The sequence below is a fragment of the Streptomyces sp. JN8 genome (assembly GCF_055808075.1).
Map to the genome: position 1 here is coordinate 6,634,758 of NZ_CM147852.1, position 12,235 is coordinate 6,646,992.

The window sequence follows — 12,235 nt, forward strand, 5'->3', positions numbered from 1 at the left end:
GCCTGCCGGGGGTGTCGGGCACGGGTGCGCGACGGGGGAGTCGAGCGCGCGGTGCCCGACCGGAGGGGGTCAGTCGGTGCCGAACTCCATCGCGGCACGGTCCAGCATCTCGTCCTCGTCGGTGGCCTCGCCGCGGGACGCGATGGCCTCGGCGCCGCCCTCGGGGAGCTCGGTGAGGGTGCCGATGAGTCCGGTCGCGGCGGCCTGGGCCGCGCCGACGGCGGGGCTGTCGGCGCCGAGCAGGCCGAGGCCCGCGTACTGCTCCAGCTTGGCGCGCGAGTCGGCGATGTCGAGGTTCCGCATGGTGAGCTGGCCGATCCGGTCCACCGGCCCGAAGGCCGAGTCCTCGGTCCGCTCCATGGACAGCTTGTCCGGGTGGTAGCTGAACGCCGGGCCCGTGGTGTCGAGGATCGAGTAGTCCTCGCCGCGCCGCAGCCGCAGGGTCACCTCGCCCGTGACGGCCGCGCCGACCCAGCGCTGGAGCGACTCGCGCACCATCAGGGCCTGCGGGTCCAGCCACCGGCCCTCGTACATGAGCCGGCCGAGGCGACGGCCCTCGTTGTGGTACTGCGCGAGGGTGTCCTCGTTGTGGATGGCGTTGACCAGCCGCTCGTAGGCCGCGTGCAGCAGGGCCATGCCGGGCGCCTCGTAGATGCCCCGGCTCTTGGCCTCGATGATCCGGTTCTCGATCTGGTCGGACATGCCCATGCCGTGGCGGCCGCCGATGGCGTTGGCCTCCATGACCAGGTCGACGGCGGAGGCGAACTCCTTGCCGTTGACGGACACCGGCCGGCCCTGGGCGAAGCCGATCGTGACGTCCTCGGTGTCGATCTCGACCGACGGGTCCCAGAAGCGGACGCCCATGATGGGCTCGACGGTCTCCACGCCGGTGTCGAGGTGCTCCAGCGTCTTGGCCTCGTGGGTGGCGCCCCAGATGTTGGCGTCGGTGGAGTACGCCTTCTCCGTGCTGTCGCGGTAGGGGAGGTCGTGGGCGACGAGCCACTCCGACATCTCCTTGCGGCCGCCGAGCTCCGTCACGAAGTCCGCGTCCAGCCAGGGCTTGTAGATCCGCAGGTGCGGGTTGGCGAGCAGACCGTAGCGGTAGAACCGCTCGATGTCGTTGCCCTTGAAGGTCGAGCCGTCGCCCCAGATCTGGACGTCGTCCTCGAGCATCGCCCGCACGAGGAGGGTGCCGGTGACGGCGCGGCCGAGCGGCGTGGTGTTGAAGTACGCGCGGCCGCCGGAGCGGATGTGGAACGCCCCGCAGGTGAGTGCGGCGAGCCCCTCCTCGACCAGCGCGGCGCGGCAGTCGACCAGGCGCGCGATCTCGGCACCGTAGGCCTTGGCACGGCCGGGCACCGAGGCGATGTCGGGCTCGTCGTACTGACCGATGTCGGCGGTGTAGGTGCAGGGGATGGCGCCCTTGTCGCGCATCCATGCGACCGCGACGGAGGTGTCGAGGCCGCCGGAGAAGGCGATGCCGACGCGCTCGCCGGCGGGCAGGGAGGTGAGGACCTTGGACATAGGAAGAGTATGCATCATCTCGCATGGTCATGCAAAGGGGGGCTTCGTCGGGTCACGGAAAGCCGCCCGGTCGGGGCCTCCGCGAGGGGTGGGTCCGGGGGTGGGGTGAGGGGGGGGTGGGGTGCGTCCGGGTGGCCCCCGGGGGCGACCGCCCGCAGGCTGGAACCGGGCGACCCTCCCGCCTGCCCGTACGTCGTTGCATAAAACTGCGGCACCACGTATAGTCATGCCATCCATGAGGAGGGTTTCGATGACGGTACGAGTAGCAGTGGCGGGTGCGAGCGGATACGCGGGCGGAGAGCTCCTGCGTCTCCTCCTCGCCCACCCCCACGTGGAGATCGGCGCCCTGACCGGCCACTCCAACGCCGGCCAGCGGCTCGGGGCCCTCCAGCCCCACCTGCTGCCGCTCGCCGACCGCGTCCTCGTGCCCACCACCGCCGAGGAGCTCGCCGGCCGGGACCGTCCCCACGACGTGGTCTTCCTCGCCCTCCCGCACGGCCAGTCCGCCGCCGTCGCCGAACAGCTCGGCCCGGACGTCCTCGTCGTCGACATGGGCGCCGACTTCCGGCTCAGGGAGCCCGGCGACTGGGAGGCCTACTACGGCTCCCCGCACGCCGGCACCTGGCCCTACGGCCTCCCCGAACTGCCCGGCGCCCGCGCCGCGCTCCAGGGCTCCAAGCGGGTCGCGGTGCCGGGGTGCTACCCGACGGCCGTCTCCCTCGCCCTCTTCCCCGCGTACGAGCACGGCCTCGCCGAGCCCGAGGCCGTGATCGTCGCCGCCTCCGGCACCTCGGGCGCCGGCAAGGCGGCCAAGCCGCACCTGCTCGGCAGCGAGGTCATGGGCAGCATGTCGCCCTACGGCGTCGGCGGCGGCCACCGGCACACCCCCGAGATGATCCAGAACCTCAGCGGACCGGCCGGGGAGCGGGTCACCGTCTCCTTCACGCCGACCCTCGCGCCGATGCCCCGCGGCATCCTCGCCACCTGCACCGCCGCCGCGAAGCCCGGCGTCACCGCCGAGACCGTGCGGGCCGCGTACGAGAAGGCCTACGCCGACGAGCCGTTCGTCCACCTGCTCCCCGAGGGGCAGTGGCCGGCGACCGCCTCCGTCTACGGCTCCAACGCCGTCCAGGTGCAGGTCGCGTACGACGCCGCGGCGAACCGGATCATCGCGATCAGCGCCATCGACAACCTCACCAAGGGCACCGCCGGCGGCGCGGTGCAGAGCATGAACATCGCCCTCGGACTCCCCGAGAGCACCGGACTTTCCACGATCGGCGTGGCGCCGTGAGCGACGCGCGCGCAGCCACCGGTCCGCAGACGACGAAGAAGCCCGCACCGCCGCTCCTCCCGCCTCCGGCGGGCGGTACCCCCGGCGCCGGCGGAGAAGCGAACGGAGAAGCACAGTGAGTGTCACCGCAGCGAAGGGGTTCACGGCAGCGGGCATCGCCGCCGGAATCAAGGCGAACGGCAACCCGGACCTGGCCCTCGTGGTCAACACCGGGCCCCGCCGCGCCGCCGCGGGAGTCTTCACCTCCAACCGCGTCAAGGCCGCCCCGGTCGTCTGGTCCCAGCAGGTCCTCGCCGACGGCGAGCTCACCGCCGTCGTCCTCAACTCCGGCGGAGCCAACGCCTGCACCGGCCCCCAGGGCTTCCAGGACACCCACGCCACCGCCGAGAAGGTCGCCGAGGTCCTCAGCGCCGGCGGCGCCGAGGTCGGCGCGGGCGAGGTGGCCGTGGCCTCCACCGGGCTCATCGGCCTCCTGCTCCCCATGGACAAGCTCCTCCCCGGTGTCGAGAAGGCCGCCGCCGAACTGTCCGAGCACGGCGGCGAGAAGGCCGCCATCGCCATCAAGACCACCGACACCGTCCACAAGACCGCCGTGGTGACCGAGGAGGGCCCCGGCGGCGGCTGGACCGTCGGCGGGATGGCCAAGGGCGCGGGCATGCTCGCCCCCGGACTCGCCACCATGCTCGTCGTGCTCACCACGGACGCCGACGTCGACAGCGCGGGCCTGGACAGCGCCCTGCGGGGCGCCACCCGCGTCACCTTCGACCGGGTCGACTCCGACGGCTGCATGTCCACCAACGACACCGTCCTCCTCCTCGCCTCCGGTTCCTCCGGCGTGACGCCCGAGCAGGACGCGTTCACCGCGGCCGTGCGGGAGGTCTGCGACGACCTCGCCCGCCAGCTCATCGGCGACGCCGAGGGCGCCAGCAAGGACATCCGCATCGAGGTGGTCAACGCCGCCACCGAGGACGACGCCGTCGAGGTGGGCCGGTCCATCGCCCGCAACAACCTCCTCAAGTGCGCCATCCACGGCGAGGACCCCAACTGGGGCCGGGTGCTCTCCGCCATCGGCACCACCCGGGCCGCCTTCGAGCCCGACCGGCTGAACGTCGCCATCAACGGCGTCTGGGTCTGCAAGAACGGCTCCGTCGGCGAGGACCGCGACCTCGTCGACATGCGCTACCGGGAGGTCACCGTCACCGCCGACCTCGCCGCCGGCGACGAGTCCGCCGTCATCTGGGCGAACGACCTCACCGCCGACTACGTCCACGAGAACAGCGCGTACTCGTCATGAGCGACCCCAGGAACCCCGAGAGCACGACCCGGAAGCACACCGCGCTCCCCAAGGCGCAGACCCTCATCGAGGCCCTGCCCTGGCTCACCCGGCACAACGGCAAGACGGTCGTCATCAAGTTCGGCGGCAACGCCATGATCGACGAGGACCTCAAGGCCGCCTTCGCCCAGGACGTCGTCTTCCTGCGCCAGGCCGGCCTCAAGCCCGTCGTCGTGCACGGCGGCGGCCCCCAGATCAGCGCCGCCCTCGACCGGCACGGCATCGTCAGCGAGTTCAAGGCGGGCCTCCGGGTCACCACCGAGGACGCCATGGACGTCGTGCGGATGGTCCTCGCCGGACAGGTCCAGCGCGAACTCGTCGGGCTGCTCAACCAGCACGGCCCGCTCGCCGTCGGCCTCACCGGCGAGGACGCCCACACCATCACCGCCACCCGGCACCGCCCCTTCGTGGCCGGCGAGCACATCGACATCGGACGCGTCGGCGAGATCACCGCCATCGACACCGGCGCGATCCAGGCCCTCCTGGAGGACGGCCGGATCCCGGTCATCTCCTCCATCGCCCGCTCCCAGGACGACGGACATGTCTACAACGTCAATGCTGATACGGCGGCTGCGGCACTCGCTGCGGCGCTGGGCGCCGAGACCCTGATGGTCCTCACCGACGTCGAGGGCCTCTACGAGGACTGGCCGCACAGCGACGAGGTCATCAGCAGGCTCACCGCGAGCCAGCTGGAGAAGCTGCTGCCCGAGCTCTCCAGCGGCATGGTCCCCAAGATGGAGGGCTGCCTGCACGCCGTGCGGAACGGGGTCACCACGGCCCGCGTGATCGACGGCCGGGTCCCGCACTCCATCCTGCTGGAGATCTTCACCGACGAGGGCATCGGCACGATGGTCGTGCCGGACGGACAGGGGGACTGATGAGCGGCACCACGCAGACCGGGAACGAGCAGCTCACCGCACGGTGGCAGGGCTCGCTCATGAACAACTACGGCACCCCCCGGCTGCCCCTCGTCCGCGGCGAGGGCGCCCGGGTCTGGGACGCCGACGGCAACACGTACCTGGACTTCGTCGGCGGCATCGCCGTGAACGCCCTCGGCCACGGCCACCCGGCCGTCGTCGAGGCCGTCACCCGGCAGATCGGCACCCTCGGCCACGTCTCCAACCTGTTCGTCGCAGAGCCGCCCGTCGCCCTCGCCGAGCGGCTCCTCGCCCTCTTCGGCAGGCCCGGCAAGGTCTTCTTCTGCAACTCCGGCGCCGAGGCCGTCGAAGGCGCCTTCAAGATCGGCCGGCTCACCGGCCGCTCCCACATGGTCGCCACCCGGGGCGGATTCCACGGCCGCACCATGGGCTCCCTCGCGCTCACCGGGCAGCCCGCCAAGCAGACTCCGTTCCTGCCGCTCCCCGGCGATGTGACCCATGTGCCGTACGGGGACGCGGAGGCGCTCCGCGCCGCCGTCACCGAGGACACCGCCCTCGTGGTCATCGAGCCGATCCAGGGTGAGAACGGCGTCGTCGTCCCGCCCCTCGGCTACCTCAAGGCGGCGCGGGAGATCACCCGCGCCACCGGCACCCTCCTCGTCCTCGACGAGGTGCAGACCGGCATCGGCCGCTGCGGCCACTGGTTCGAGTACCAGGCGCACGAGGGCGTCGACCCCGATGTCGTGACCCTCGCCAAGGGGCTCGGCGGCGGCCTCCCGATCGGCGCCACCGTCGCCTTCGGCCCCGCGGCCGACCTCCTCGGACCCGGGCACCACGGCACCACCTTCGGCGGGAACCCGGTCGCCTGTGCCGCCGGGATCGCCGTTCTCGACACCCTCGGCGCCGACGCGGCCCTCGACCACGTGAAGGCGGTCGGCGAGCGGCTGCGGCAGGGAATCGAGGGTCTCGGCCACCCGCTGGTCTCCCACGTCCGTGGTGCGGGCCTCCTGCTGGGTATCGTGCTCACGGAGTCCCTCGCACCCCAGGTGCAGCAGGCGGCTCAGGACGCCGGCCTCCTGGTGAACGCGCCCGCCCCCGATGTCGTACGGATCATGCCTTCGCTGCTCCTCACCGACGCCGAGGCGGACGCCTTCCTCCAGGCCCTGCCCGGAGTCCTCGACGTGGTGAACGGGCAAGGACGAACCGGAGAATGAGACGACGATGACCGACGCGCAGGAAAATGAGCACGGCGGGCCGTCCGTTCCGCAGACCCGCACCGCACGCCACCGCAGGATCGTCGACATCCTCAACCGGCAGCCGGTGCGCTCGCAGAGCCAGCTCGCCAAGCTCCTCGCGGACGACGGGCTGAGCGTCACCCAGGCGACGCTCTCCCGCGACCTCGACGAGCTGGGCGCGGTCAAGATCCGCAACACCGGCGGCGAGCTGATCTACGCGGTGCCGAGCGAGGGGGGCTTCCGCACCCCGCAGGCCCCGCTCGGCGAGTCCGCGAAGGAGGAGCGCATGCGGCGCCTCTCCGGCGAACTGCTGATCTCCGCCGAGGCGTCCGCGAACCTCGTAGTCCTGCGGACCCCGCCGGGCGCCGCCCAGTTCCTCGCGTCGGCCATCGACCAGGCCGAACTCCACGCGATCCTCGGCACGATCGCGGGGGACGACACCCTGCTGCTCATCAGCCGCGACCCGGCGGGCGGCCAGGCGCTCGCCGACCACCTGCTGAAGCTCGCGCAGCAGTAGCCCGGCCTCAGTAGCGGGTGATCGCCGTCGGACCGCCGCGCGTTCCGACGGCGATGTGCGGCCGGCGCGAGGGATCGGCCCAGGTGAGCACCGCACGCATCGCCTCCGCCGGTACGGAGACGCAACCGGCCGTCGCGCCCCGCCCGTTGACGTGCAGGAAGATTCCGGCGCCGCGCCCGCGCACCGGCCGGTCGTAGTTGAAACCGATGACGAGCCCGTGCGCGTACGGCCGCCGGTAGGTGACCAGGTGCTCGGCCTCGGCGGCCCGGCAGTCCCGCGGCAGCCCCTCGACCCAGCGGTTGTACGCGCGCGAGTCGCCGTCCTGGCACCACCAGGAGCGCGGCGTCACGCGCGCGTAGCGGTACGAGGTCCCCGGCGGCGCGGCCTCGATCCCGAAGGCGTACGGCAGCCGGTAGAGCCCGGTGGGGGTGGTGTTCGTGCCCTGCCGCCGCCGCGCGCCCTCGACGAGCCCCTTCGCGCCGAACCGGGCGGGCGCCGACCCCGCCTTCACCCACCGGCCGCCGCGCCGGTCCCACCAGGTCAGGGTGCCCGTGGTGGAACCGGTCCCGGCGGCCTCGGCGGTGATCAGCTGGGAGCCGCCGCCGGTGTCCGCCATGCGGGCGGGCAGCGGCACGGGTGCGGGCCCCGCGCCGAGTGACAGCAGGGCGACCGCGAGGACGGCAAGGGTGCGGGGAAGTCCGGTGCGCATGGCCGCGACCCTAGGGCCGCCCCCCACTCCGCGCTCGCGGGGCGCGGCTATCCGGCGGTGTGCGGCTGCGGCGGCAGCGGGAGCGGCAGCGCCGGGAGGCCGTCGAGGCTGGTGCCGATGTGGTCCTTGCGCTCGCAGTACGCGTTGAACTCCTCGTCGGTCTTCCGGTTGAAGTACTCGGCGTGCATCCCCCGGTCCTCCTGGTACTCCATCAGCGGGACCGCGAACCCGCACGCGTCGCTGATCCGCCGCGCGTGCACGAGGACGATCGCCCGCGCGCTGCCCTGGCCCTCGACCGCCTCCGCGGGGAACCGCGCGAACAGCTCCGCCCAGCGCGGGTCGTCACGGAACACCGCCTCCCCGGTCCCGTGCACCCGCACGACGGTCGGCGGCCCCGAGAACGCCGTCCACATCAGGGTGATCCGCCCGTTGCCCGGCTCCCGCAGGTGCGCGACCGTCTCCGCGCTGCTGCCCCCGAAGTCGACGTAGGCGAGCGTCAGTTCGTCGAGCACCACGAGGGTGCCGCGGCGGCCCTTGGGGGAGAGGTTGACATGGCCGTCCCCGGAGAGGGGGGCGGTCGCGGTGAAGTACACCGGCTGGGCCTCGATGAAGGCACGGAGACGTCCGTCGATCCGCTCGTACGTTTTTCCCATGGTCGGGATTCTTTCGGAACGGCGGCTCCGACGCGAAGCCGGTCCGGTCCGTGGCCGGACCTCAGCGCCGCCGCGCCGCCCGGTTCCGCCGCCGTATCTCCTCGTACCAGAGCGGCAGCGCGGCGGCATGGCGTTCCACGAGCCGCCGGATCTCCTCCCCGTGCGGACCGCCGACCTCCTCGTCCAGCCGCCGCAGGGCGCGGACGGCCCTGAGCCGCGCCTCCCCGCGCAGCGCGGGGTCGGTGTCGTCGGCCAGCCGGAGGGCGGCGAGCAGCGCCCCAGCGTCATCGTGGTGGCCGACCAGGGCCAGCCCGACCGCGCGCTGGGCGAGCGGGCGGCCGGGGGCCGCGAGGCCGAGCAGGAAGGGGAGCGGCAGCTCGGAGGCGTTCCACCCCACCACCCGCCGCGCCACCCGTGTCACCCGCGGATCGGGGTCCTCCAGGAAGGGGACGGCTTCCCGCCAGTCGAGCCCGTGCCGGGAGGCCAGCAGGTCGAGCGCCGCCGCCCGCACGTCCCCGTGGGCGGTGGCCAGGCAGGCGCGCAGGGCGTCGGGGAGGCGGCGTACGGCCCGGAGGGCGGTGTGCCGCACGGCCCGGTCGGGGTCGTCGGCGAAGGCGACCGGCGCGCCGCCGGGCAGCGCGCCGAGCATGCGCAGCGCGCCCACCGCGCGAGCGCGCACCGGGCCGCGGGGATGGCGGGTCAGGGCGTGCAGCAGCGCCGGGTCCCCGGGGCCCGGGCGCTCCGCGAGCCCCGTGACGGCGGCCGGGGTGACGGCCGCCGGGTCCGCGCACAGGGCGCGGTACACCGGGTGCGCGTCGCCCCCGTCGGCCTCCAACTCGCGGCGCGCGACGGCGCGCACCGAGGCGTTCGGGTCCGTGAGGTGCCGGGTGAGTTCGCCGGCCCGGCCGGCGGACCGCAGCCGGGCGACGGCGGCCCTCCGGACGGCCGCGTCGCGGGCGTCCGCCAGGGCGTCGAGGTACGGGGTCGGGTCGTGCTCGGCCAGCAGCGTGCCGAGGGCGTGCCGACGCGCTCTCGGTTCGGGATGGCCGACGGCCAGCCGTGCCAGGTCCTCGGCCCGCAGGAGCCCCGACGCGTGGGCGGCGGTGAGGGCGGCCCGGCCGAGATCGGGGTCCCGGCGGGCGGCCATGAAGGCGTGGAACGGGGCGAGCGCCGTCGCGCGGGTGGGGCCGCCCGGGGTGTCGAGGGCCCGGCGGGTCAGGCGCGCCGCGGCGCGCGCCGCATGGCCGGCGACGCTCACGTCGGCCTCGGACTCCGCCATCGCGTAGGCCCCGGCCGCGTCCAGCAGTCCGGCCGACTCCGCGGCCCGCACCCCGGCGGTGCGGCATTCCGGCCGGCGGCTCGCCAGCAGTTCGGCCACCGCGTCGGCCGGGATGCCGCCGGTCCGGGCGAGGACGGCCTCCCGGGCCCAGCCGCCGTGCCGCCGCAGGTCCAGGAGCAGCGCGAGCGGGGCGAGGGCCCGTACGGTCGCGTCCCCGGCCGTGTCGAGCATCCCGCCGAGGACCGGGCGGGCGAGCCCGCGGACGGTCCCGTCCGTGTCGGCGCACCGGAGGAGGACCAGCGGCAGGGCGGCGGCGGGCAGCGTCCCGTCGGCGGAGAGCCGGAGCGCGGCCGCGCGGAGCCGCGGGTCGTCGTGGCAGAGGGCCAGCGCGATCTCGGACTCGGTGGGCGGCCGGGACCAGGCGACCCCGGCCGGGCGTCCGTCCGGCCCCGCCTCGTGCCAGTGCGGGGGTGCGCCGTGGGCGTCCAGTTCGCGGCTGTCGAACCAGTGGAAGCCGACCCGGACGCGACCGCTCGACCGCGCGGACCCCGTCCACCAGGTGGCGACGTGGGCGCTCTGGTCGAGCCCCGTCCAGTCCTCGGCGCGGACTCCGTCCGCCGCCGCGGCGACGCCCTTCCCGTGCAGCAGTCGTTCTCCGGGGGAGCGGTGCCGGGTCGGCAGCAGGGGCGGCAGGGGCTCGGGCGGTGTCATGCGCGGGACTGTAGTGGTCCGAGGCCCCGCCCACCTGCGAATATCCCGCCCGCGGACGGAGCCGACCCGGCCAGATTGACGAATCATGCAGAGTTCTGCATACTCATGCATATCGATGGTCGCGAAGACTGAGGAGCAGTTGTGAGCAGCAACAACGGTGACGTGCGGCTCTGGGGCGGACGGTTCGCCGACGGGCCCGCCGAGGCCCTGGCGAAGCTGTCCGCGTCGGTGCACTTCGACTGGCGCCTCGCGCCGTACGACATCGCCGGTTCCCGTGCCCACGCGCGCGTGCTGCACAAGGCCGGGCTCCTCACCGAGGACGAGCTGACCCGCATGCTCGCGGGTCTCGACCGGCTGGAGGTGGACGTCGCCGACGGCACCCTCGTCGGCACCATCGCGGACGAGGACGTCCACACCGCCCTGGAGCGCGGGCTCCTGGAGCGCGTCGGTCAGGACCTCGGCGGCAAGCTGCGGGCCGGCCGGTCCCGCAACGACCAGGTCGCCACCCTCTTCCGGATGTACCTGCGCGACCACGCCCGGATCATCGGCGGCCTCGTCGCCGACCTCCAGGACGCCCTCGTCGGGCTCGCCGAGGCGCACCCCGACGTCGCCATGCCCGGCCGTACGCACCTCCAGCACGCCCAGCCGGTGCTCTTCGCCCACCACGTGCTGGCCCACGCGCAGTCCCTCGCGCGGGACGCCGAGCGGCTGCGGCAGTGGGACACCCGCACGGCGGTCTCCCCGTACGGCTCCGGCGCCCTCGCCGGCTCCTCGCTCGGGCTGGACCCGGAGGCGGTCGCCAGGGACCTTGGCTTCGAGCGCGGCTCGGTCGGCAACTCGATCGACGGCACGGCCTCCCGCGACTTCGTCGCCGAGTTCGCCTTCATCACCGCGATGATCGGCGTCAACCTGTCGCGGATCGCCGAGGAGATCATCATCTGGAACACGAAGGAGTTCTCCTTCGTGACCCTCCACGACGCCTTCTCCACCGGTTCGTCGATCATGCCGCAGAAGAAGAACCCGGACATCGCCGAGCTCGCCCGGGGCAAGTCGGGCCGCCTGATCGGCAACCTCACGGGCCTCCTCGCCACGCTCAAGGCGCTGCCGCTCGCCTACAACCGCGACCTTCAGGAGGACAAGGAGCCGGTCTTCGACTCCTGCGACCAGCTGGAGGTCCTGCTGCCGGCCTTCACCGGCATGATGGCCACGCTCACCGTCAACCGGGAGCGCATGGAGGAACTGGCCCCGGCCGGCTTCTCCCTCGCCACCGACATCGCGGAGTGGCTGGTCAAGCAGGGCGTGCCGTTCCGGGTGGCCCACGAGGTCGCCGGCGAGTGCGTGAAGGTCGCCGAGTCCGAGGACAAGGAGCTCGACGAGCTGACGGACGAGCAGTTCGCCAAGATCTCCGAGCACCTGACCCCCGAGGTCCGCACCGTCCTCAACGTCCCGGGCGCCCTCGCCTCCCGCAGTGGCCGCGGCGGCACGGCCCCCTCCGCGGTCGCCGTCCAGCTCGTCGAGGTCAAGGCCGATCTGGTGATCCAGCACGCCTGGGCCGCCGCCAAGAAGAAGTAGCGCGCCGCCCTCGGGGCGTCACAGCGCCGCCGCCCAGTCCGCGAGCGCGTCGAAGTCCGGCCGGAGCAGTCCGAACCGGGGGTCGACGTGCAGCAGCAGGGCGGCGGCGAGGTGGTTCTGCTCCACGAACTCCCGGTCGTACCGGGTGATGTCGTCGTCCACCCAGGCGAACGGCCGCCCCGCCGCGTACTCCAGGATGTACTGCGTCTTCCAGAAGGTCCCGCGAGGGGCCTTTCCGTGCATCACGGGCCAGTCGATGAACGGCAGCGCGGGCAGCCCGAGGTGCGGCCCGATCCAGTCGTTCGCCTCGCCCTTCCAGGTCGTTGCCCAGACCAGCTCGTACGCCTCCGCCAGCGCGCGCAGCTCGCCCCCGTGCCCGGGGTTCAGCCACACCCGGAGCGGCTTCGTCTCGAACCAGCCGCCGGGCCTCATCCGGTGGGTCGTGTACCCCTCGGGGCGCCGCTCGCGCTGCGCCGCGTAGGGGTTCAGCGGCCCGTCGACGTCGAGCAGCAGCAGTGGCTTCGTCATGTTCA

General features: G+C 73.5%; 11 protein-coding genes. 6 read left to right on the top strand and 5 right to left on the bottom strand.

Features of this window, described 5'->3' with window-relative positions; translation table 11 throughout:
* Positions 1–69 precede the first annotated feature (69 nt).
* Positions 70–1,524: an argininosuccinate synthase gene (gene argG, locus ACY0MR_RS29280; RefSeq protein WP_473556256.1), complete on the bottom strand. Its 1,455-nt coding sequence runs from the start codon at positions 1,522–1,524 to the stop codon at positions 70–72.
* A 250-nt stretch (positions 1,525–1,774) separates the two neighbouring features.
* On the opposite strand from argG, the gene argC reads away from it, so the two are divergent.
* The 5 genes from argC (at position 1,775) to ACY0MR_RS29305 (ending at position 6,778) form a co-directional block, all read left to right on the top strand.
* Positions 1,775–2,815 (top strand): N-acetyl-gamma-glutamyl-phosphate reductase, encoded by a 1,041-nt coding sequence (gene argC, locus ACY0MR_RS29285; protein WP_388804694.1) that lies wholly within the window; start codon positions 1,775–1,777, stop codon positions 2,813–2,815.
* Positions 2,816–2,930: 115 nt separating this feature from the next.
* Complete coding sequence (argJ, locus tag ACY0MR_RS29290; protein WP_388804697.1) at positions 2,931–4,109, top strand: bifunctional glutamate N-acetyltransferase/amino-acid acetyltransferase ArgJ; 1,179 nt, start codon at positions 2,931–2,933, stop codon at positions 4,107–4,109.
* Positions 4,106–5,026, top strand: a complete 921-nt coding sequence (gene argB / locus ACY0MR_RS29295; protein WP_361853674.1) for an acetylglutamate kinase — start codon at positions 4,106–4,108, stop codon at positions 5,024–5,026. The genes argJ and argB overlap by 4 nt, the downstream gene beginning before the upstream one ends.
* Positions 5,026–6,240, top strand: a complete 1,215-nt coding sequence (locus tag ACY0MR_RS29300; RefSeq protein WP_473556259.1) for an acetylornithine transaminase — start codon at positions 5,026–5,028, stop codon at positions 6,238–6,240. The genes argB and ACY0MR_RS29300 overlap by 1 nt, the downstream gene beginning before the upstream one ends.
* A 7-nt stretch (positions 6,241–6,247) precedes the next feature.
* Positions 6,248–6,778 carry an arginine repressor gene (locus ACY0MR_RS29305; RefSeq protein ID WP_148004907.1) on the top strand — a complete coding sequence of 177 codons (531 nt, stop codon included), beginning with the start codon at positions 6,248–6,250 and terminating at the stop codon, positions 6,776–6,778.
* A 7-nt stretch (positions 6,779–6,785) separates the two neighbouring features.
* On the opposite strand, the gene ACY0MR_RS29310 is transcribed toward ACY0MR_RS29305, so the two are convergent.
* The 3 genes from ACY0MR_RS29310 to ACY0MR_RS29320 form a co-directional block, all read right to left on the bottom strand.
* Positions 6,786–7,487 (bottom strand): L,D-transpeptidase family protein, encoded by a 702-nt coding sequence (locus ACY0MR_RS29310; RefSeq protein WP_473556262.1) that lies wholly within the window; start codon positions 7,485–7,487, stop codon positions 6,786–6,788.
* 47 nt (positions 7,488–7,534) lie between these two features.
* On the bottom strand, positions 7,535–8,140 hold the full coding sequence (locus tag ACY0MR_RS29315) for a pyridoxamine 5'-phosphate oxidase family protein (RefSeq protein WP_388804706.1): 606 nt from the start codon (positions 8,138–8,140) through the stop codon (positions 7,535–7,537).
* Positions 8,141–8,201: 61 nt separating this feature from the next.
* The gene (locus ACY0MR_RS29320; RefSeq protein WP_473556264.1) at positions 8,202–10,130 is read right to left on the bottom strand and encodes a hypothetical protein; all 1,929 of its coding nucleotides are present in this window, start codon (positions 10,128–10,130) and stop codon (positions 8,202–8,204) included.
* Between the two features lie 141 nt (positions 10,131–10,271).
* Between ACY0MR_RS29320 and argH the strand changes: the two genes are divergently transcribed.
* Positions 10,272–11,702: an argininosuccinate lyase gene (gene argH / locus ACY0MR_RS29325; protein ID WP_473556267.1), complete on the top strand. Its 1,431-nt coding sequence runs from the start codon at positions 10,272–10,274 to the stop codon at positions 11,700–11,702.
* An 18-nt stretch (positions 11,703–11,720) separates the two neighbouring features.
* Here the strand turns inward: argH and ACY0MR_RS29330 are convergent, their stop codons facing one another.
* Positions 11,721–12,230 carry an HAD domain-containing protein gene (locus ACY0MR_RS29330; protein ID WP_404084381.1) on the bottom strand — a complete coding sequence of 170 codons (510 nt, stop codon included), beginning with the start codon at positions 12,228–12,230 and terminating at the stop codon, positions 11,721–11,723.
* Positions 12,231–12,235 lie beyond the last annotated feature (5 nt).